Origin of the sequence: Streptomyces sp. enrichment culture (assembly GCF_964273145.1) — a bacterium.
In the GTDB taxonomy this organism is placed as follows: Bacteria; Actinomycetota; Actinomycetes; order Streptomycetales; family Streptomycetaceae; genus Streptomyces.
Map to the genome: position 1 here is coordinate 2,679,935 of NZ_OZ186873.1, position 20,882 is coordinate 2,700,816.

The window sequence follows — 20,882 nt, forward strand, 5'->3', positions numbered from 1 at the left end:
CTATGGATCGTCGTTAGCACTCATTGAGTGAGAGTGCCAGGAGGAAGACAGTGCCGACCTACCAGTACCAGTGCACCGAGTGCGGCGAGGGCCTCGAGGCGGTGCAGAAGTTCACCGACGACGCCCTGACCGAGTGCCCGAGCTGCAAGGGCCGCCTGAAGAAGGTGTTCTCGGCGGTCGGCATCGTCTTCAAGGGCTCCGGCTTCTACCGGAACGACAGCCGCGGCTCCTCGTCGAGCAGCTCGCCGGCGGCGTCGAAGTCGTCCTCCTCGTCCTCCTCGGCGTCCTCGGACTCCGGGTCGTCGAGCACCGGCAGCTCGGCCGGCAGCACCGCCGCCTGAGGCCGCCCGGCTTCCCACGCGCTTCCACAGGACCCTGTCGCCGACGGCGACGGGGTCCCCGGCGTTTCCCGGCGGCGGGGACCGGCGCGTTCGGGGCGGCGGCTAGGGTGCGGGCATGGCGAACAACCTGAACGCCGAGATCGGCGTGATCGGCGGGTCCGGTTTCTACTCGTTCCTCGACGACGTGACCGAAGTCCAGGTGGACACCCCGTACGGGTCCCCCAGTGACTCCCTCTTCCTCGGCGAGGTCGCCGGCCGGCGGGTCGCCTTCCTGCCCCGGCACGGACGCGGCCACCACCTGCCGCCGCACCGGATCAACTACCGGGCCAACCTGTGGGCGCTCAGGTCCGCCGGTGTGCGCCAGGTCCTCGGCCCCTGCGCGGTCGGCGGCCTGCGCCCCGAGTACGGGCCGGGCACGCTGCTGGTGCCGGACCAGTTCGTCGACCGTACGAAGTCCCGGGTCTCGACCTACTTCGACGGACTGCCGCTGCCCGACGGCACCGTGCCGAACGTGGTGCACGTGTCGCTGGCCGACCCGTACTGCCCCACCGGGCGGGCCGCCGCGCTGAAGGCGGCCCGGGACCGGGACTGGGAGCCGGTGGACGGCGGCACGCTGGTCGTGGTCGAGGGACCGCGCTTCTCGACCCGCGCCGAATCCCTCTGGCACCAGGCGCAGGGCTGGTCGGTGGTGGGCATGACCGGCCATCCCGAGGCGGCCCTCGCCCGCGAACTGGAGCTGTGCTACACCTCCCTGACCCTCGTCACCGACCTCGACGCCGGCGCCGAGACCGGCGAAGGGGTCTCGCACGACGAGGTGCTGCGGGTGTTCGCGGCCAACGTCGACCGGCTGCGGGGCGTGCTGTTCGACGCGGTGGCCGCCCTGCCGGCGGCCGGGGAGCGGGACTGCCCGTGCTCGACGGCGCTGGGCGGGATGGACCCGGGGATCGCCCTGCCGTAGACGGGCGGGTGCGAACGGACGGGCGCGGACGGGCGCGGACGGGCGCGGACGGACACGGGCGGACCGGCGGACCGGCGGACCGGCGGACCGGCGAGCGCGAACGGATACGGGCGGGGGACGCACACGGGCGGGCCGACGAGCGAACCCGGACGGGGCGGATGCGGGCGGACCGGTGAACGCGGGCGGACACCGGCGGACCGGCGGACACCGGCGGGCCGGCGGACGTCGGCGGGCCGCCATGGAACTGCTCGTTCGGGTGAGGGAGTTGTCCACAACCGGCCGGTAGCACACGGGTTCCGGCGGACGGTGGCGCGAGACCCCATCGTGGAGGGCGCCAGCCGGTCCCTCGTCGCAGGTGGTGGTTCCCGTGCCCTTCGCCCACTCCTCCCCGTCCTCCCCGTCTCCCTCGTCCTTCTCGTCCCTCCTTCCCGCCTCTTCCTCCGCTGCTCCGTACCCGCTCGGCGCCGACGCCCCGCCCACCCGCGAGGTGCCGCGGTTCGACCCCGTGCGGGTACGCGGCGGGAGGTATCCGCTGCACCGGCTGGTACGGCACCGCGGGCGGGCCGTGGCCGCCTGCCTCGCCGTGACCGCGGCGGCCCTGGTGGCGGCCGGGCCGCGGGACGCCGACCGGGCCCGCGGGCATCCGCAGGGGCAGGCGTCCCGCCCCGCCCACGCGCAGCCGGCCACGGCGCCCGCGCGGGAGCGTCCCGTACGACCGCACGGTGCCGTCGGCACCGTGACGGTGCCGGTGCGGATCGCCGACGCGGCGACGGCCCGGCTGCTGCGGCCGGGCGACCGGGTCGACGTCATCGCCGCCGAGGACACCGCGGCCGGCGGTGGGGCACGGGTCGTCGCCCGCGAAGCGCGGGTGACGAAGGTGCCGGAGGCGGCCGACGGCCCGCAGGACAGCGGGGCGCTGGTCGTGCTCTCGGTGCCGCGCGCCGCCGCGACCCGCCTCGCCGGGGCGGGCGTCACGGCACGGCTGGCGGTGACCCTGTGGTGAGCCGCGTCCTCGCCTTCCTTCGCCGCCTGCGGTCAAGGCCCTTGGGCGAGGAGACGGATTGGACAGGACCGCCCAACGCTCACGTAGGTTGCGGAGCGTTTTGTTCCACACCCTGTGCGTGCGAGGAGATCCCCCGAGGTGAGCGAGAAGAAGGAACCGGGCGTCTGGCAGGGCTTCAAGGCCTTCCTGATGCGCGGGAACGTCGTCGACCTGGCGGTGGCGGTGGTCATCGGTGCCGCCTTCACCAACATCGTGAACTCCGTGGTGAAGGGAATCATCAACCCGCTGGTCGGCGCGTTCGGCACCAAGAACCTGGACGGCTACAGCTCCTGTCTCAAAGGCCCGTGCACCGGCACCGGGGACACCGCCACGGGCGTCCGGATCCTGTGGGGCTCGGTCCTCGGCGCCACCCTCACCTTCCTGATCACCGCGGCCGTCGTCTACTTCCTGATGGTGCTGCCCATGTCGAAGTTCCTGGCCCGGCAGGAGGCCCGCAGGAGGGCCAAGGAGGGCGCGAAGGAGGTCGTGGAGGTCACCGAGCTGGAGGTGCTCAAGGAGATCCGCGACGCGTTGGTGGCGCAGGGGAACCCGGGAGGGCCGGGACAGAGCCGGCCGGAGCGGCAGCAGTAGCAGGGGAGGCGGCGGTGCGGGGCGCGGCGTCCGCGGCCCGCACGGCTCACAGGTGGTGCGGCGGCTTCTCGTCGAGGAAACGCTTCAGGTCGCCCGCGCTCTCGCCGTCGGCCCGCTCGCCCCACCCGCGGTCGGTGTCGTCCGAGGACTGCTGGTCCAGCGGGTCGTCGAAGATCAGCGCGGCCTTCGGGGCGCGCGGCTCGGGCTCGGGGGCGGTGCTCATGCCCCCAGGGTACGGCCCCGGCCGCGCTCCCCCGGCGGTGTGCCGCGGACCGCGGCCACGGGGACGGGCGCCGCGGGCGCGGGCGGAGGCGGGATACAGGAGGGGCGGGGCGGAGTGCAGCAGGGTGGGGCGGGGCCGGGTGACACCGTCGGTGCTCCGCCTGTCGGGCCCCGGTGGCCGGACACACTGGCGGCATGACAGCAGAAGACGCCTTGACGGACGTGGCCGGGCTGCGGGTGGGACACGCGACGCGCACCGGCGGCGGGTGGCTGACGGGCACGACGGTCGTCCTCGCGCCACCGGGCGGGGTGGTCGCCGCCGTGGACGTGCGGGGCGGCGGGCCCGGCACCAAGGAGACCGACGCCCTCGACCCGCGCAACGTCGTGCGGACGGTGGATGCCGTGGTGCTGACCGGCGGCAGTGCGTACGGGCTCGACGCGGCGGCCGGGGTGATGGCCTGGCTGGAGGAACGGGGGCGCGGGGTGCGGGTCGGGCCGGACCCGGCGCACGTGGTGCCGGTGGTGCCCGCCGCCTGTCTCTTCGACCTGGGGCGCGGCGGCGACTTCAAGGCCAGGCCCGACGCGGCGGCCGGGCGGGCCGCGGTCGAGGCCGCCGCGGCGAGCGCACCGGGCGCGCCGGTGGCCCAGGGCTGCGTGGGCGCGGGCACGGGCGCTGTGGCCGGGCTGCTGAAGGGCGGGGTCGGCACCGCGAGCACCGTGCTGCCCTCGGGGATCACGGTGGCGGCGCTGGTGGTGGTCAACGCGGCGGGATCGGTGCTGGATCCGGAGACGGGGGTGCTGTACGGGGAGTTGTTCCAGGGCCGGCCGGTGGACCACCCGGAGGCCGGCGTCCACCGGGCCGCGCGGCGGCGTCTGGCCGAGGCGGCGGAGCGGAACGCGCCGCCCCCGCTGAACACCACGCTCGCCGTGGTCGCCACCGACGCGGACCTGTCCAAGGCGCAGGCGCAGAAGCTGGCCGGCACGGCCCACGACGGCATCGCGCGCGCCGTACGGCCGGCGCATCTGCTCAACGACGGGGACACGGTGTTCGCCCTAGCGACCGGTGGGCGCCCGGTGGACCCCGCGCAGCCGCTCGCGCCGAACGAGGTCCTGGCGGCGGGCGCGGACGTGGTGACGCGGGCGATCGTGCGCGCGGTACGGGCCGCGGAGCCGGTGGACGGGCCCGGTGGGGCCTGGCCGTCGTACGGGGAGTTGTACGGCGGCCACCGGCCCGAGCGGACGCCCGGTGACGGGTGACGGACGCCCGGTGACGGGTGACGGACGCCCGGTGACGGGTGACGGACGACGGGTGACGGGTGGGTGACCGGACGGCAGGCACCCGGTCCGGGCGGCCGATTGTCCCGGTTCTGTCACGTGCCGGCGACCGGGGCCGCCGGGGGGAACCGGGCCGTCCGACGGTCCCTCTTCTCCCACGCACGGAAGCGGAACAGACATACGTGAATGGGGAGAAGCCCGTGACAACGCCGTACGCCGCGCGTCGCGCACTGGGGGCCTGCGCCGCCCTGACGATCGGCGCCCTCACCCTCACGGCCTGCGGTGGCGACGCCGAGGCCGACAACCACGACGGCCGGAACGGCGAGGGCTCCGCCAAGGCCTCCGCCGCGAGGATCACCATCTCCGCGAAGGACGGCTCGACCGGCGCGTCGATCACCTCGACCGGCGTCGAGGTGGACGACGGCAGGCTGACCGAGGTGACGATGACGGTGGCGGGGACGGGGGCCGCCGTACCGGGGACGATCTCCGCGGACGGCCGCAACTGGAAGCCGAAGGAGCAGCTGGAACGCGGGACCGAGTACGAGATAACGGCGACCGCGAAGGACGCGGACGGGCGGACCGCCGCGGCCGACTCCACCTTCACCACGGTCACCCCGGCCAACAGCTTCGTCGGCACCTACACGCCGGACGACGGCACGACGGTCGGTGTGGGGATGCCGGTGTCGTTCAGGTTCGACAAGGCGATCAGCGACCGGAAGGCCGTCCAGTCGCACATCACGGTGACTTCCAGCAGCGGGCAGAAGGTGGTCGGGCACTGGTTCGGGGCGCAGCGGCTGGACTTCCGGCCCCAGGAGTACTGGAAGGCCGGCTCCAAGGTCACGATGAGGATCGATCTGGACGGCGTCGAAGGGGCGAACGGCGTCCACGGGGTGCAGAGGAAGACGGTCACCTTCACCGTCGGCCGCTCGCAGGTCTCCACGGTCGACGCCGCGACGCAGACCATGACGGTGGTGCGGGACGGCAGGACGCTCAGGACCGTCCCCATCTCGGCGGGCAGCGCCGAGAACCCCACCTACAACGGGCAGATGGTGATCTCGGAGAAGTCCTTGCAGACGCACATGGACAGCTCGACGGTCGGTTTCGGCGACGAGTACAGCATCCCGGACGTGCCGCACGCGATGCGCCTGACCCGGTCCGGCACCTTCCTCCACGGCAACTACTGGTACGACCCCGGCAATCCGCCCTTCGGCCGGCAGGGCACCAGCCACGGCTGCGTCGGACTCCGGGACGTGCAGGGGGCACAGGGCGACACGCCGGGCAAGTGGTTCTACGACAACTCCCTCGTCGGGGACGTGGTGATCGTGAAGAACTCCCCCGACGAGACGGTCGCACCGGACAACGGGCTCAACGGATGGAACATGCCGTGGAGCGAGTGGATCACCGGAAGCGCCCTGTGACGAGCGGTTTTTGACCACCCGTGAGGCCGCGCGGGAATTTTTCGCGCGGCCTCCGCGTTTTCCATGCGTACGTTTTCTCGGTTCCCGGACACGTTGTCCGACCGAGGGGCTACGGTATGCACCCACAAGGTGACATGCAGCAACGCCGGGAGAGACCTTGAGCGTTCCGTACGAGACGGCACCGTACGAACCATCCGAGTCGCCCGATTCCCCGGAGGGGCATCTCGCGCGGCTTCTGGGCCGTGCCCTGAACTCGTTCGAACTGCCCGACGAGACGATACGGCGGCTGGACTGCGCGCTGGCGTACGACGGTTCGCTGCACTCCGCGCACCACAGCGCGGGCCTGCACCGGGAGACGTACCGGCACACGTGGCTGCTCGCCGACGGCTCGGCGCTCACGCTCTGGGAGCTCGTCCACAACACCGGGCCGGGCCGGGAGCCGCGGGCCGAGGTCTACGACGACGAGGAGGAGCTGCGGGCCGCCACCGCCCGGCTGCCGCTGCCGCCGGAGACCCCGGACTTCGAGCTGCCGGTACTGGTGCAGCTGCCCCCCGTCCCCGGACCGCGGCACGTCTACACGCCGGACGACTCGGCGGACCACGCGCGCCGGCTGCTGCGCCGCGCGGAGAACCCCGACCGGCCGGGCACGGAGACGGCCGCTCTGCTGGCGCAGGCGTCCGCGCACCGGATCACCCAGGCGTTCGGCCGCCCCGGCCCCGCGGGGCGCGCGGGGCCGGGGCGCGCCGGGCTGTCCTTCTCCTTGTACGAGCACGCGTTCCTGCTCCGTGACGGACAGGAGGTCTCCCTCTGGGAGGTCGAGCACACGGCGACCCCCGACGGCCGCCACATGTGCGAGGTGTACGTCAGCGAGGAGGCCGCCCGGGAGGCGATGGAGCGGCGGGCGGCGCAGGTGTCCTGAGCGGCGGGCGGGCCGCCGGTGCGCCGGGTCGCGGGCGGGGCGGACACGGCGCAGCCCGGATGGCGGTGGCGGGGGCCGGGCGGACATGACGCGGGCCGGCCGGGTCCCCGGGGACGGGGGGCCCGGCCGGCCCGCGGTGGCTCTTGCCGCTACGCGGCCACCGGCTGCTTCGCCGTCCCGGTCCCGGCCGGCGTGTCCGCGGCGGTGCCGGGACCCTGCTGTCCCGCCCCCGGCACCGGTCCGCGCAGGCTCTTGAGGGCGATCACCCCGGCGGTGGTGACGCAGACCCCCGCCGCGATGGCGACCAGGTACAGCAGCGGGTTGCCGATCAGCGGGACCACGAAAACGCCGCCGTGCGGGGCGCGCAGGGTGGCGCCGAAGGCCATCGACAGGGCGCCGGTCAGCGCGCCGCCGGCCATGGACGCCGGGATGACCCGCAGCGGGTCGGCCGCGGCGAACGGGATCGCGCCCTCGGAGATGAAGGAGGCGCCCAACACCCAGGCGGCCTTGCCGTTCTCCCGCTCGGCGGCGTTGAACAGCTTGCCGCGCACGGTCGTCGCCAGGGCCATCGCCAGCGGCGGGACCATGCCGGCCGCCATCGCCGCGGCCATGATCTTCATGGCGGAGTCGCTGGGGTCGGCGACCGCGATACCGGCGGTGGCGAAGGTGTAGGCGACCTTGTTGACCGGGCCGCCGAGGTCGAAGCACATCATCAGGCCGAGCAGGGCGCCGAGCAGGATCGCGTTGGCGCCGGACAGGCCGCCGAGCCAGTCGGTCATCGCCTTCTGCGCGGAGGCGATGGGTTTGCCGATCACGACGAACATCAGGAATCCGACGACGGCCGAGGAGATCAGCGGGATCACCACGACCGGCATGATGCCGCGCAGCGCCGCCGGGATCCGCACCCGCTGGATCGCCATCACCACGGCACCGGAGATCAGACCGGCCGCCAGGCCGCCGAGGAAGCCCGCGTTGATGCTCAGCGCGATCGCGCCGCCGACGAAGCCGGGGACCAGGCCCGGTCGGTCGGCCATGCCGTAGGCGATGTAACCGGCCAGGACCGGGACGAGGAACCCGAAGGCCACGCCGCCGATCTGGAACAGCAGCGCGCCCCAGCTGTCGGCCTGGGTCCACACGAAGTGGTCCATCACCGACGGGGCCTTGTTGATCTCGTAGCCGCCGATCGCGAAGCCGAGGGCGATGAGCAGACCGCCCGCGGCGACGAACGGGACCATGTAACTGACACCGCTCATCAGCCACTTGCGCAGCTTGGTGCCGTAGCCCTCGTCCGGCTCGCCGGCGCGTTCGACGGGCGTCGCGGCCGGGGACGCGGAGGTGGTCTCTCCGCGGGCCGCCTTCTCGCGTACCTCGGCGATCAGTTCGCCGGGACGGTTGACGGCCGCCTTCACGCCGGTGTCGACGGTCGGTTTCCCGGCGAAGCGGCCCTTGTCGCGCACGGGCACGTCGTGGGCGAAGATCACGCCGTCCGCGGCCTCGATCAGCGCCGGGTCCAGCCGGGTGAAGCCGGCCGAGCCCTGGGTCTCGACGGTGACCTCGACGCCCGCCTCGCGGCCCGCGTTCTCCAGCGCCTCGGCCGCCATGTAGGTGTGGGCGATGCCGGTGGGGCAGGAGGTGACGGCGACGATACGGAACGGGCGCCGGTCCCCGTCCGAGGATCCCCCTGGGGTCTCCCCCGGGGTCTCCTTCGGCGTCTCTTCCGGCGGTGTGGTGCCGTCAGTGCCGTCCGTGCTGCCCGTGCCCTCCGTGCTGCCCGTGCCGGCAGTGGCGGCGGGGGCGGCAGTGGCGGCGGAGGTGGCGGGGGCGGCGGCCGGGGGTTCCTCGCCGCGGATCAGCGCCGCCGCGGCCTGCGCGTCCGTCACCGACCGCAGCGCGCTCGTGAACTCGGCGTTCATCAACTGCCGGGCGAGGGCGGACAGGATGGTCAGGTGGGCGTCGTCGGCGCCCGCCGGCGCGGCGATCAGGAAGATCAGGTCGGCCGGGCCGTCCGCCGCGCCGAAGTCGATGCCGTCGGCGCTGCGGCCGAAGGCGAGGGTCGGCTCGGTGACGTGCTCGCTGCGGCAGTGCGGGATGCCGATACCGCCGTCGAGGCCGGTCGGCATCTGCGCCTCGCGGGCGGCCACGTCGGCGAGGAAGCCGTCCAGGTCGGTCACCCGGCCCAGGGCCGCCATCCGCTCGGCGAGGGCGCGCGCCGCGGCTTCCTTGGTGTCGGCGGACAGGTCGAGGTCGACCAGGTCCACGGTGATCATGTCGCTCATCGCGGGCTCCTTCGCTCGCGTATCGCCCGGGGCGTGGGGTGGGCGGGGAGGGTGACGGGGGTGGGGGTGGGGGCGGGGGCCAGGGGGTGGGGGCCGCCGGGGAGGGCCGAGGGGTGAGGGGCGGTGGGGCGGGGGGCGGTCATGACGCCGGCTCCGTCAGGGCGCGGTCCACCGGCACCCGGTCCGTGACCGTCACCGCGGCCGGGTCCAGGTCGTCCGGCGCCGGCATCACGCTGCCGGGCAGCCCGACGGCCGCGGCGCCGTGGGCGACCGCGGAGGCGAGCGCCTCGGGTCCGGTGCCGCCCGCGACGAGGAATCCGGCGAGGGAGGCGTCACCGGCGCCGACGTTGCTGCGCACGGCGTCCACGCGTGCGTGGCCGTACCAGCTGCCCGCGTCGTCCACGAGCAGCTGCCCGTCGGCGCCCAGGCTGGCGAGTACGGCTCGGGCGCCGCGTCCGCGCAGTTCCTCGGCCGCCTTCAGCGCGTCGCCGACGGTGGCCAGGGGACGCCCGACGGCCTCGGCGAGTTCGTCGGCGTTGGGCTTCACCACGTCGGGCCGCTCGCGCAGCGCGTGCAGCAGCGCGGGCCCGGAGGTGTCCAGCGCGATGCGGACGCCGGCGGTGTGCGCCCGCGCGACCAGGTCGGCGTACCAGGACGGGGCGAGCCCGCGGGGCAGGCTGCCGCAGCAGGCGATCCAGTCGGCGCCGTCCGCGTGCCGCCGGACCGTCTCCAGGAGCAGTTCCCGCTCGCCCTCCGACAGCTCCGGCCCCGGCGCGTTGATCTTCGTCAGGACGCCGTCCGCCTCCGCGAGGGCGATGTTGGAACGGGTGGCCCCGGCGACCGGTACCGGGGCGACCTCGATGCCCTGCGCGTCGAGCAGGTCGGCGACGAGGGCGCCCGGCGCCCCGCCCAGGGGCAGGACCGCGACCGTGCGCTGTCCGGCGGCGGCGACCGCGCGGGAGACGTTGACGCCCTTGCCGCCCGGGTCCATCCGCTCGCCGCCGGCACGGACGACCTCGCCGCGGGCGAGGGAGGGGATCTCGTAGGTGCGGTCCAGGGACGGATTGGGGGTGACGGTGAGGATCATGCGCGTACCACTTCCGTGCCGCCGCTCTCGATGGCGGCGGTGTCGTCGGGGCTCAGCCCGCTGTCGGTGACCAGCAGGTCCACGTCGCCCAGACCGCCGAAGCGGGCGAAGTGCTCCTGGCCGTGCTTGGTGGAGTCGGCGAGCAGGACGACCCGGCGGGCGGCGGCCACGGCGGCCCGCTTGACGGCGGCCTCGGCGAGGTCGGGGGTGGTCAGCCCGTGCTCGGCGGAGAAGCCGTTGGCGGCGACGAAGAGGACGTCGGCGCGGATCTCGCCGTACGCGCGCAGCGCCCAGGCGTCCACGGCGGCGCGGGTACGGTGCCGGACGCGGCCTCCGACGAGGTGGAGCTGGATGCCGGGGTGGTCCGCGAGGCGGGCCGCGATGGGCAGGCTGTGGGTGACGACGGTGAGGGACGCCTCCAGGGGGAGGGCGGCGGCGAGCCGCGCCACCGTCGTACCGGCGTCGAGGATGACCGTGCCCCCGGCGGGCAGTTCCGCGAGGGCCGCCTGGGCGATGCGGTCCTTCTCGCCGGCGGCGGTCGACTCGCGCTCGGCGAGGTCCGGCTCGAAGTCGAGGCGCCCGGCCGGGATGGCACCGCCGTGCACCCGGCGGACGAGCCCGGCGCGGTCGAGGGCCTTCAGGTCGCGGCGGATGGTCTCCGCCGTCACCTGGAACGTCTCGGCCAGCGACAGCACGTCCACCCGGCCGCCGTCCCGGGCGAGCCGGAGGATCTCCTGCTGCCGCTCCGGCGCGTACATGTCCGTTTGCCTCCGGCCGTGCCCGAATGTGTGGTTTCACTTCGGAGGCTACGTCGGGATGTCCGAAAAGTAAACACCTTCGGGCAGAGGCGGGCGCAGTACGGGCACAAATGGGCGTTCGTCGTAGGCGGGGTGGCGGGGGGCGGCAAGGAGCGGGAGAAGCGGGGAGGGCGGGTAGGGCCGGGGCCGACCGGAGAAGGCCGGGAGGAGCGGGGAGAGCGGTGACATGGCGGGGGCCCGGCGCCGATGCGCCGGGCCCGCCGTGTCGCGTCGCGCCCCGGATCAGGACGCCGGCACCGGTTCCTTCCCCGGCTCCGCCGGCCGCTGTTCCCCGGCCGGTCCCTCCACATGCCGCGCCGGCCGCTTCGGCAGCGCGAACATCAGCAGGAAGATGGCGCCCATCACGGCGGCCACCCAGCCCAGCGCGTGCCGGAAGCCGTCCACGTACGCCGGGCCGATCCGGGACGGCGCCGGGTGGTCGCCGATCACGCCGAAGAACACCACCGACACCAGGCCGAGGCCGAGCGCGTTGCCCATCTGCTGCACGGTGTTGACCAGGCCCGAAGCCGCCCCCGCGTGCTCACGCGGCACCTCCGACAGCACCGCGTCCGTCAGCGGGGCCACGATCAGGCCCATGCCCGCGCCCATCACCACCAGCGGCAGCGCCATCCGCCACGGGGTGATGCCGAGGCCGTACCGGCCGGACTGCTCCGCGTAGAGCAGCACGCCGGCCGCGAACGTCAGCGCGCCCGCCTGGAGCACCTTGCGCCCGAAGCGCGGGACCAGCTTCTGCACCGACAACCCGGCGGCCACGGACACGGCGATCGAGAACGGCACGCCGGTCAGACCGGCCTTCAGCGGGCTCCAGCCCAGTCCCATCTGCAGGTACAGCGTCCACACCAGGAAGAAGATGCCGAGCCCGATCCCGAAGACGGTCTGGACGGCGATGCCCGCGGCGAAGCTCTTCACCCCGAACAGCGACAGCTCGACCAGCGGGGAGCCGTCCCGCGCGGCCTTGCGCCGCTCGTGGGCCACGAGCACCGCGAAGACGCCGAACGCGCCGGCCATCGAGACGTACCCCCACAGCGGCCAGCCCAGCTCGCGGCCGCGGGTGAGGGGGTAGAGCAGCATCAGCAGGCCGAGGGTGACCAGGGCGACGCCCACCAGGTCCAGCTTCAGGGTGCGCGGTGCCTTGGACTCGGTGATGAAGCGGCTGCCGAGCACCAGACCGGCGAGGCCGACCGGCAGGTTGATGAGGAAGATGGGCCGCCACTCCAGCCCGAACAGGTTCCACTCGGTCAGCAGCGCGCCGAGCAGCGGGCCGGATACCGAGCCCAGGCCGACGACCACGCCGAACAGGCCGAAGACCTTGCCGCGTTCGTGCGCCGGGAAGGTGGCGTGCACGATCGACAGGACCTGCGGCACCATCAGCGCCGCCGTGGCGCCCTGCAGGATGCGCGAGGCGACCAGCATCTCCGGGTTCACGGCCAGGCCGCACAGCGCGGAGGCGATCGTGAACCCGCCGATGCCGAGAAGGAAGATCCGCTTGCGGCCGTGGATGTCGCCGAGCCGGCCACCGGTGATCAGGCCGGCGGCGAAGGCGAGCGCGTACCCGGCGGTGATCCACTGGATCTGGCCGAAAGAGGCGCCCTCGTTCCGCTGGATGGACGGGATGGCGATGTTGACGATCGTGACGTCGACCAGGTCCATGAAGGCCGCGGTCATGACGATCGCGAGGGCGAACCAGCGGCGCCGGTCCCCGGCACCCGCCCCGCCGCCGGAGGCGGGGTGGTCCGGCCGGCCGGACCGGTCGCGGTGATCGGGCCGGGCGGCCCCGTTCGGCCGCCCCGTGGCGGCGTTCTGCTTCTCGCTGAAGGACATGCCCTCGAAACTAGGCCGCCTGTAGGACGGATCGCGTCCTATTGCTGCGACATGCTCGGACGCATGACGACGGATACTCCGGCCCGGCTCCTGACGTTGCTCTCCCTCCTCCAGACGCCCCGTGAATGGCCCGGCGGCGAGCTCGCCGAGCGGCTCGAGGTCTCCCGCCGCACGGTCCGGCGGGACATCGGCCGGCTGCGCGAGCTCGGTTATCCCGTGCAGGCGACCAAGGGCGCCGACGGCGGCTACCGGCTGGTCGCCGGGAAGGCCATGCCGCCGCTCGTGCTCGACGACGAGGAGGCGGTGGCGATCGCGGTCGGGCTGCGCGCCGGGGCGGGACACGCGGTCGAGGGCGTGGACGAGGCGTCGGTGCGGGCGCTGGCCAAACTGGAGCAGGTGCTGCCGTCCCGGCTGCGGCACCGGGTGGCGACCCTCCAGGCCGCGGTGACGCCGCTGACCCACGGGGACGGCCCGGGCATCGCGCCCGAGACGCTGACCGTGATGGCCTCGGCGGTGGCCGGGCGGGAGCGGCTGCGGTTCGCCTACCGCGCCGGGGACGGCACCGGGTCGCGGCGCCTGACCGAGCCGTACCGGCTGGTGTCGACGGGACGGCAGTGGTACCTCGTGGCGTACGACGTCGACCGCGCCGACTGGCGCACCTTCCGGGTCGACCGGGTGAGCGAGCCGTTCGCGACCGGGGCCCGGTTCGCCCCGCGGGAGCTGCCGACGGGGAGTGCGGCGGAGTACCTGCGGCAGTCGATGCGGCGGCGCAACGACTCCTACGAGGTGGTCGTCGCGTTCGACGCGCCGGCGCGGACCGTGGCGGCCCGGCTGCCCGGCCGGCTCGGGCCCCTGGAAGCCGTGGACGGCGGTTCGTGCGTGCTGCGGGCCACGGTGTCGGACTCCCCGGAGTGGATGGCGATACGGCTGGCCATGCTGGGCCTGGACTTCCGGGTGCGGGAGCCGGAGGAACTGGTGCGGTGCGTGAGCGAGTTGGGGGGACGGCTGGTCCGGGCGGCGGCGGGGAGGAAGGCGGCGGTCCCCTCCCCCGGGGGCCGGAGGGGCGACGAGAGGACCGAGCAACCGTGAGAAGACCCGGGAGGAAAAGGGGGGAGCCGGGCTGCGGCGCCCGGGGGGAAGGAGCGCCGAGCCCGGCTCGGGGAGAGTCCCGGCGCTGGGGGGGGAAGCGTCGGGACGTGGCTCTCGGACAGGCGGGGAACACGACCCCGGCCTGGGGCGGTGGAACCGGACGTACGGAGTCGCCCGGTCCCGTGGGTCCTCGGCTCCTCCGAACCGGCGGGCCCGATACTCTTGTTCCCGGCGTCCGAACGGTTGAAGCAGCGTTACACGGCCATGTTTGCGCGGTCTTTCGCCACCCGGCGCACGCCATCGCCGCCGAGTACGCCACCCCACGCCCGCCGGCCGCGCCGGGCCTGCCGGGTCCACCGTGCCCATCGGGTCCACCCCGGCCTACCGGTCCCGCCGGACCGGCCGTACGGCCCGGGCCGGCCGGCCGTACGGCCCGGCGGGCCGCACGACGCGCGGCGCGTCACGCCGCCGCTTCGAACCCGGTGTCGCGGGCCAGCTTCTTCAGCTCCAGCAGCGCGTGCTTCTCGATCTGGCGGATGCGCTCGCGCGTCAGGCCGTGCTCCTTGCCGACCTCGGTCAGCGTGCGCTCCCGGCCGTCCTCGATGCCGTACCGCATCTTGATGATGGAGGCCGTGCGCGGGTCGAGGCGGCCGATGAGGCTGTCGAGCTCCTCGCTGCGCAGCAGCGTCAGCACCGACTGCTCGGGCGACACCGCGGAGGTGTCCTCCAGCAGGTCGCCGAACTGGGTCTCGCCCTCGTCGTCCACCGACATGTTCAGCGAGACCGGGTCACGGGCCCAGTCGAGCACGTCGGTGACGCGCTCCGGCGTGGAGCCGAGCTCGGCGGCGATCTCCGCGGGCTCCGGCTCGCGGCCGTGCTCGCGGTTGAACTCGCGCTGCACGCGCCGGATCCGGCCCAGTTCCTCCACCAGGTGGACGGGCAGCCGGATGGTGCGCGACTGGTCCGCGATCGAGCGCGTGATCGCCTGGCGGATCCACCAGGTGGCGTACGTCGAGAACTTGAAGCCCTTGCGGTAGTCGAACTTCTCCACCGCGCGCACCAGGCCGGCGTTGCCCTCCTGGATCAGGTCGAGCAGGGGCAGACCGCTGCGGGGGTAGCGGCGGGCGACGGCGACGACCAGCCGGAGGTTGGAGCGGATGAAGATGTCCTTGGCCCGCTCGCCCTCGGCGACCAGGGCCTCCAGTTCCTCGCGGGTGGCGTCCGCCCCGGTCTCCTCGTAGCCGTCGAGGACCTGCCGCGCGAACACACCCGCCTCGATGATCTGGGACAGCTCGACCTCCTTCGCGGCGTCGAGCAGCGGGGTCCGCGCGATCTCGTCGAGGTACATACCGACCAGATCGCGGTCCGCGAGCTCGCCGCTGGTGGCGCGAACGCTGCTTGCCGAGTCGGCCGTCTCGCCGGTGGCGGACTGACGACGGGCGACGGCACGGGTTGCCATGCGTGCTCCCTTGCGTCTGGGGTCCCTCCAGGCCCTTGAGGCGCTGGAGGAGGGTCAGCGGGTGGTCCTTCGGACGTTCGGCACGTCCGCGGACGTCTCCGGACCTGTCTCCGGACTCTCCACGGGTGCCCTGCATCCGAGGGAAACAACGACTGGAATCCGGACAGAATTCCCAAGCCGCCCCTCAATTTTTCTGATCATGCAGTACCCTGTGCCGCCACACGAGGAGGCGTGATGCGGCACGAAGCCACGGAGGTCCAGGTCAGACCGGGAGCCGAGGAGGACCTCGCGGCCCTCACCGACCTCTACAACCACTACGTGAGTGAGACGCCCGTCACGTTCGACACCGAGGTCTTCACGCCCGAGGAGCGCCGCCCCTGGCTGCTCTCCCACCCTGAGGACGGGCCGTACCGGCTGATGGTTGCCACGGACGCGGAGTCACAGGACGTCCTGGGGTACGCCACATCGAGCCCCCACCGCCCGAAGCCCGCCTACTCCACGTCCGTGGAGACCACGGTGTACGTCGCCCCGCACGCGGGCCGGCGCGGCATCGGCACGCTGCTCTACGCGTCCCTGTTCGAGGCGCTGGCCGGCGAGGACCTGCACCGGGCCTACGCGGGCATCGCGCAGCCCAACGAGGCGTCGACCCGGCTGCACGAGCGCTTCGGCTTCCGGTACGTCGGCACATACGAGCAGGTCGGCCGCAAGTTCGGCAGGTACTGGGACGTCGCCTGGTACGAGAAGCCCCTGTAGTTCGCCTCGTCCCCGCCGGCCGGACCGCGCGGACCGCCGGCCGGCCCCGCGCCTTGTTTGTTTAACTTTAAAATACAGGTCTCGTAGAGTGGGACACATGAACACGGCACCCGCATCCGCATCCACGCAGGAGCCCCGCTGGCTCACCGACGAGGAGCAGCGCGTCTGGCGCTCGTACATCGAGGCCGCCACCCTGCTGGAGGACCACCTGGACCGCCAGCTCCAGCGCGACGCCGGCATGCCGCACATCTACTACGGCCTGCTCGTCAAGCTCGCCGAGTCCCCGCGCCGACGGCTGCGGATGACGGAGCTGGCCCGGCACGCGAAGATCACCCGCTCCCGCCTCTCGCACGCCGTCGCCCGCCTGGAGAAGAGCGGCTGGGTACGCCGCGAGGACTGCCCCTCCGACAAGCGGGGCCAGTTCGCCGTGCTCACGGACGAGGGACACGAGGTGCTGCGCCGGACCGCGCCGGGTCACGTGGACGCCGTGCGCCAGGCGGTGTTCGACCGTCTCTCCCCCGAGCAGCAGAAGTCCCTCGGCGAGATCATGAGGATCATCGCCGAGGGACTCCAGCCCAGCGAATCGGGCGCGGACCTGCCCTGGCTGCGCTGACCGCCGGTCCGCGACCGCCGATCCGCGGCCGGCGGCCCGCGACCACCGGCCCGCGCGGAAAACCGCCTCCCCCGCCGCACGAGGCGCGGCGTGGCGAGGCGGCCCGGGGGGCGCGTCCGCGGGGACGCGTCCGGAGCGTCGCCGTCAGTGGGCGACGACCGGCACCCGCACCTCGTCCTCGGCGCCCTCACCGGACCCGGTCGCCGCGGACATGTTCGGCCGTCCGGCGTTGACGAAGGTCAGGGCGATGGCCGCCGCCGCGACGAGGATGCCGACGGCGAACCAGATGGCGCTGGTGTAGCCCTGCACCATGCCCTCCAGCCGGACCAGCTGCTGCTGCGACGGGGAGGCCGCCGAGCCGATGTGGCCGGTGATGTAGGACGTGGTCGCGGAGGCCGCGATCGTGTTCAGCAGCGCGGTGCCGATGGCGCCGCCCACCTGCTGCGAGGTGTTGACCATCGCGGAGGCGACACCGGCGTCCTGCGGGCGGACGCCCTGCGTGGCCATGGACATGGCCGGCATGAACGCCGTACCCATGCCGAGGCCCAGCAGCAGCATGCCGGGCAGCAGCACGCCGGCGTAGGACGTGCCGATCTCCAGCCGGGTCAGCAGCAGCATGCCGACGGCGGCGGTCAGGAAGCCGGGGCCCATCAGCAGCCGCGGCGGGACGCGGGTCAGCAGGCGGGCGCCGATCTGGGTGGAGCCCGTGATCATGCCCGCGACCATCGGCAGGAAGGCGAAGCCGGTCCTCACCGGCGAGTAGCCCTTCACGACCTGCAGGTAGTACGTGAGGAACAGGAACAGGCCGAACATCGCGATGATCGCGAGGCCGAGCGAGAGGTAGACACCGCCGCGGTTGCGGTCGGTGACCACGCGCAGCGGCAGCAGCGGGGCCTTGACCCGCGACTCGACCAGCACGAAGGCCAGCAGCAGCACGGCGGAGGCGACGAACATGCCGATCGTCACGCCCTCGCCCCAGCCCTCGGACTCGGCGCGGGTGAAGCCGTAGACGAGCGCGACCAGGCCCAGGGTGGACAGGACGACGCCGGGGATGTCGAGCGCCGAGCGGTTGCGGCTGCCCTCCGGCTCCCGGATGACGAACCAGGCGCCCGCCGCGGCGACCAGGGCGAACGGGATGTTGACGAAGAACGTCCAGCGCCAGTTCAGGTACTCGGTGAGGAAACCGCCGAGGATCAGGCCGACGGCGGCGCCGCCACCGGCGATGGCGCCGTAGATGCCGAACGCCTTGGCACGCTCCCTGGCGTCCGTGAACATCACGGCGAGCAGGGAGAGCGCGGCGGGCGCGAGCAGCGCGCCGAAGGCGCCCTGGAGGGCGCGGGAGCCGAACATCATGGCCTCGTTGGTGGCCGCGCCGCCCAGCGCGGAGGCGGCGGCGAAGCCGGCCAGGCCGGTGACGAACGTGCGCTTGCGGCCCCACAGGTCGGCTATCCGGCCGCCGAACAGCAGCAGGCCGCCGAAGGCGAGGGCGTAGGCCGTGACGACCCACTGCCGGTTGCCGTCGGAGATGCCGAGGTCCTGCTGGGCGGAGGGGAGGGCGATGTTCACGATGGTCGAGTCGAGGACGACCATCAGCTGGGCGAGCGCGATGAAGACGAGCGCCTTCCAGCGGCCGGGATCGGCGGCGCCGGGAGCCTTTGCGGCTGTTTCAGACATGGATGTACCCACTTCGGGACTTCGGAGCTTTCCGGACTTCGGAGCTTCAGGTACTTCGGACGGTCGATAGGGGGCGGGCGAGACGCGACGCCGGGAACGGAGGACGACGTGGAGGAGAACTCGGGACTCGGTCCCGGAGGAGGAGCCGGGAGGGGGCCGGCGCCCGGCACGGGACCGGGAGCGGCGGCTGGGGAGCGCTGAACTGATCGGTCAGGTCTGGCGCAGGTCCTCCAGGGTCACGGCGGTTCCCGGCAGGGCGGAGCGGGCGGGTGCCCGCAGCCCGTCCAGGAACAGCTGCAGGTGGCGGTGGACGAAGCGGTCGACCCGGAAGCACGACGTGCCGGCCGGCGGGCGGCTGAGCTGGGCGGTGGCGACCATCAGGTCGCCGACGTCCACGTCGGCGCGGAGCTGCCCGGCCGCCTTGGCCCGGTCCATGATCTCGGCGACGAGCCGGTCGATCCGTTCACGGGCGGCGACGAGGTCGGGGTGGTGCCGGTCGAAGGTGCTGGACATCATCGGGCACAGGGCGCTGATCCGTTCGTCGGCGGCGGTGTGCACGAAGTGCTCCAGCACCGCGAAGGCGTCGCCGTTCTCCGCGAGCGCGTCCTCGGCCGCCTGCGCCGTGCGGTCCATGACCGAGCAGACGACCTCGCGGACGAGGGCGTCGCGGTCCGGGAAGTTGCGGTACACCGTGGCGTTGCCGACGCCGGCCCGGCGGGCGATCTCGTCGAACGGCACGTCGGGGCCGTGTTCGACGAACATCTCCCGGGCGGCGGTGACGATCCGCTCCCGGTTGCGCAGGGCGTCGGCGCGCGGCCGGGTCGCCTTGTGCGGCACGGGGGAGGCGGTCTGCACGGCGTACTCCTTCGGGAGGGGCGCGGAAGAGCTCGGAGGGAGCGTGGCGGTCACGATCCGGGGACCGAGTCCCCGTTTCGCTCGGACACTCGGCTAAACGGGGAACCGATCCCCGGTTATTTCCACCGCGCCGAACATCCTCCTGTGACCTGCACCACACGCCAAGTGCGGGCTACCGGCGGGAAACCCACGATCGGTCTCCTCCAGCGCGCGCCCGCGCACCCTCCGGACCAGGGTGATCGCAAGGGGTGCAGCCGGAGACCGGCGGCTGCCGTGGTGGCCCGGGAGGTCCGCATGCAGGCCCAGCGCCGTCGGATACGCCTCCCCCGCCCGGCCGCCCTGCCGAACTCCCGCCGCGTGACCGCCCTCGCGTCCGTCACCGCCCTCACCCTCGCCGTCAGCAGCTCCGCCGGCACCGGCCCCCTCACCCCCGGCACCACACCGGCCGGCGCGGGCCCCGTCCCCCTCTCCCGTTCCTCCGCGCACGGCCCCTGCATGATCAGCGGCGGCCCCGAGGTCCAGATGTCGGAGGGCGTCCCCACCTCCGGCGGTTACGCCCGCTCCACCGGCACCGTCCGCGCCCTGACCCTGATGGTCGACTTCCCCGACGCGCCCGGCCAGGGCAGCGCCCTGGCCCGTTACGGCGAGTTCTTCCCGCAGACCGAGCAGTGGTTCCGCACCAGCTCCTACGGCCGTCTCGACTACCGCCCCGAGACGCCGATCCGCGACTGGCTGCGCATGCCGAAGCCGTTCCGGGAGTACGGCATAGAGCGCGGCGCCCCCTTCGACCCCGGCTACCGGGAACTGGTCCAGGACATCGTGGCGATGTCCGACACGAAGATCGACTTCCGCGCGTACGACCTGATGAACGTGCTGGTCACCCCGAACGCGGGCCCCTCCGCCCTGGACACGGTCCTGTCCGTCACCTTCGCCGGCAACCCCGAGGCGCCGGTCGCCGACGGCGTCCCGGTCGCGAACGCGTCCTTCGTCTACTCCCGCCAGGACGACGGCTCCGGCTCCTACCGCAGGACCGGCTACCGCGTCCTGCCGCACGAGAACGGCCACGTCTTCGGCCTGCCCGACCTCTACACCCAGGAGGGCGGGGGCGCGGTCGGCCACTGGGACATCATGAGCGAGGACTGGGGCGCCAACAACGACCTGCTCGGCTGGCACAAGTGGAAGCTGGGCTGGCTGGACGCGGCCCAGGTGCACTGCGCGGCGGCGCCCGGCACGCGGGAGTACACCCTGACCCCGCTCGCCCGCGCGGGCGGCTCGAAACTGGTCTTCGTCCCCCTGGACGCCCGCTCCGGCTACGCCGTCGAACTGCGCACCCGCGGCGGCAACGACGAGGTGGTGTGCCGGCCGGGCGTACTGGTCTACAAGGTCGACGCGGACGTGGACACCGGGATGGGCCCGGTGCGGGTGTACGACTCCCGTCGCGACAGCGGCGGCTGCACCCGCGCCCCGAACGTGCACGCGGAACTCTCCGACGCCGCCTTCACCCCCGGTGAGACCTTCAAGGACCCCCACCGGGGCATCACGATCGTGGTGGCGGGAGCCGACCTGTCGGGGGACCACCGGATACGGGTGACACGGAACTGACCCCCACACCGGTCCAGGGACCGGCGGGGGAACCGGCGGAGGGACCGGCACGGGGACCGGCGGACTACC

The 20,882-nt window shown here is 73.6% G+C and carries 19 protein-coding genes; 11 read left to right on the top strand and 8 right to left on the bottom strand.

The features are described 5' to 3' along the window. The first annotated feature begins 50 nt into the window (after window positions 1-50). From ACSU6Z_RS11990 to mscL, 4 genes are all read left to right on the top strand, one after another. A complete protein-coding gene (locus ACSU6Z_RS11990; RefSeq protein ID WP_437045106.1) occupies window positions 51-341 on the top strand; it encodes an FmdB family zinc ribbon protein in 291 nt (96 codons plus the stop codon). Window positions 342-456: 115 nt separating this feature from the next. Then, a complete protein-coding gene (locus tag ACSU6Z_RS11995) occupies window positions 457-1,299 on the top strand; it encodes an S-methyl-5'-thioadenosine phosphorylase (protein ID WP_437045108.1) in 843 nt (280 codons plus the stop codon). 367 nt (window positions 1,300-1,666) lie between these two features. Next, window positions 1,667-2,302, top strand: coding sequence for a hypothetical protein (locus ACSU6Z_RS12000; protein WP_437045110.1), 636 nt, complete (start codon window positions 1,667-1,669; stop codon window positions 2,300-2,302). A gap of 138 nt (window positions 2,303-2,440) precedes the next feature. Next, entirely contained in the window at window positions 2,441-2,932 is a 492-nt protein-coding gene (gene mscL, locus ACSU6Z_RS12005; RefSeq protein WP_437045112.1) for a large conductance mechanosensitive channel protein MscL, read from the top strand. Window positions 2,933-2,978: 46 nt separating this feature from the next. Here the strand turns inward: mscL and ACSU6Z_RS12010 are convergent, their stop codons facing one another. Further along, entirely contained in the window at window positions 2,979-3,155 is a 177-nt protein-coding gene (locus tag ACSU6Z_RS12010; protein ID WP_437045114.1) for a hypothetical protein, read from the bottom strand. A gap of 194 nt (window positions 3,156-3,349) precedes the next feature. Between ACSU6Z_RS12010 and ACSU6Z_RS12015 the strand changes: the two genes are divergently transcribed. The 3 genes from ACSU6Z_RS12015 (at window position 3,350) to ACSU6Z_RS12025 (ending at window position 6,766) form a co-directional block, all read left to right on the top strand. After that, window positions 3,350-4,411 (top strand): P1 family peptidase, encoded by a 1,062-nt coding sequence (locus tag ACSU6Z_RS12015; protein WP_437045116.1) that lies wholly within the window; start codon window positions 3,350-3,352, stop codon window positions 4,409-4,411. Between the two features lie 218 nt (window positions 4,412-4,629). Beyond that, on the top strand, window positions 4,630-5,847 hold the full coding sequence (locus tag ACSU6Z_RS12020; RefSeq protein ID WP_437045117.1) for a L,D-transpeptidase: 1,218 nt from the start codon (window positions 4,630-4,632) through the stop codon (window positions 5,845-5,847). Between the two features lie 157 nt (window positions 5,848-6,004). Beyond that, entirely contained in the window at window positions 6,005-6,766 is a 762-nt protein-coding gene (locus tag ACSU6Z_RS12025) for a DUF6227 family protein (protein WP_437045119.1), read from the top strand. A gap of 149 nt (window positions 6,767-6,915) precedes the next feature. Here the strand turns inward: ACSU6Z_RS12025 and ACSU6Z_RS12030 are convergent, their stop codons facing one another. The 4 genes from ACSU6Z_RS12030 to ACSU6Z_RS12045 form a co-directional block, all read right to left on the bottom strand. Then, window positions 6,916-9,042 carry a PTS fructose transporter subunit IIABC gene (locus ACSU6Z_RS12030; protein ID WP_437045121.1) on the bottom strand — a complete coding sequence of 709 codons (2,127 nt, stop codon included), beginning with the start codon at window positions 9,040-9,042 and terminating at the stop codon, window positions 6,916-6,918. A gap of 139 nt (window positions 9,043-9,181) precedes the next feature. After that, the gene (pfkB, locus tag ACSU6Z_RS12035) at window positions 9,182-10,129 is read right to left on the bottom strand and encodes a 1-phosphofructokinase (protein WP_437045123.1); all 948 of its coding nucleotides are present in this window, start codon (window positions 10,127-10,129) and stop codon (window positions 9,182-9,184) included. Then, entirely contained in the window at window positions 10,126-10,887 is a 762-nt protein-coding gene (locus tag ACSU6Z_RS12040) for a DeoR/GlpR family DNA-binding transcription regulator (RefSeq protein ID WP_437045125.1), read from the bottom strand. The genes pfkB and ACSU6Z_RS12040 overlap by 4 nt, the downstream gene beginning before the upstream one ends. A 282-nt stretch (window positions 10,888-11,169) precedes the next feature. After that, the gene (locus tag ACSU6Z_RS12045) at window positions 11,170-12,768 is read right to left on the bottom strand and encodes an MFS transporter (RefSeq protein WP_437045127.1); all 1,599 of its coding nucleotides are present in this window, start codon (window positions 12,766-12,768) and stop codon (window positions 11,170-11,172) included. A 63-nt stretch (window positions 12,769-12,831) separates the two neighbouring features. Between ACSU6Z_RS12045 and ACSU6Z_RS12050 the strand changes: the two genes are divergently transcribed. Then, the gene (locus tag ACSU6Z_RS12050; protein WP_437045129.1) at window positions 12,832-13,857 is read left to right on the top strand and encodes a helix-turn-helix transcriptional regulator; all 1,026 of its coding nucleotides are present in this window, start codon (window positions 12,832-12,834) and stop codon (window positions 13,855-13,857) included. Window positions 13,858-14,317: 460 nt separating this feature from the next. On the opposite strand, the gene ACSU6Z_RS12055 is transcribed toward ACSU6Z_RS12050, so the two are convergent. Beyond that, window positions 14,318-15,316 (bottom strand): sigma-70 family RNA polymerase sigma factor, encoded by a 999-nt coding sequence (locus ACSU6Z_RS12055; protein ID WP_437045131.1) that lies wholly within the window; start codon window positions 15,314-15,316, stop codon window positions 14,318-14,320. Window positions 15,317-15,550: 234 nt separating this feature from the next. On the opposite strand from ACSU6Z_RS12055, the gene ACSU6Z_RS12060 reads away from it, so the two are divergent. Both ACSU6Z_RS12060 and ACSU6Z_RS12065 read left to right on the top strand, forming a co-directional pair. Further along, complete coding sequence (locus ACSU6Z_RS12060; RefSeq protein WP_437045133.1) at window positions 15,551-16,069, top strand: N-acetyltransferase family protein; 519 nt, start codon at window positions 15,551-15,553, stop codon at window positions 16,067-16,069. A gap of 97 nt (window positions 16,070-16,166) precedes the next feature. After that, window positions 16,167-16,682 carry a MarR family winged helix-turn-helix transcriptional regulator gene (locus tag ACSU6Z_RS12065; RefSeq protein ID WP_437045135.1) on the top strand — a complete coding sequence of 172 codons (516 nt, stop codon included), beginning with the start codon at window positions 16,167-16,169 and terminating at the stop codon, window positions 16,680-16,682. 144 nt (window positions 16,683-16,826) lie between these two features. Here the strand turns inward: ACSU6Z_RS12065 and ACSU6Z_RS12070 are convergent, their stop codons facing one another. Then, on the bottom strand, window positions 16,827-18,356 hold the full coding sequence (locus ACSU6Z_RS12070) for an MFS transporter (RefSeq protein ID WP_437045137.1): 1,530 nt from the start codon (window positions 18,354-18,356) through the stop codon (window positions 16,827-16,829). 210 nt (window positions 18,357-18,566) lie between these two features. Continuing rightward, window positions 18,567-19,211: a TetR/AcrR family transcriptional regulator gene (locus tag ACSU6Z_RS12075; protein WP_437045139.1), complete on the bottom strand. Its 645-nt coding sequence runs from the start codon at window positions 19,209-19,211 to the stop codon at window positions 18,567-18,569. Window positions 19,212-19,505: 294 nt separating this feature from the next. On the opposite strand from ACSU6Z_RS12075, the gene ACSU6Z_RS12080 reads away from it, so the two are divergent. After that, the gene (locus ACSU6Z_RS12080; RefSeq protein ID WP_437045141.1) at window positions 19,506-20,813 is read left to right on the top strand and encodes a M6 family metalloprotease domain-containing protein; all 1,308 of its coding nucleotides are present in this window, start codon (window positions 19,506-19,508) and stop codon (window positions 20,811-20,813) included. The last annotated feature ends 69 nt before the right edge of the window (window positions 20,814-20,882 follow it).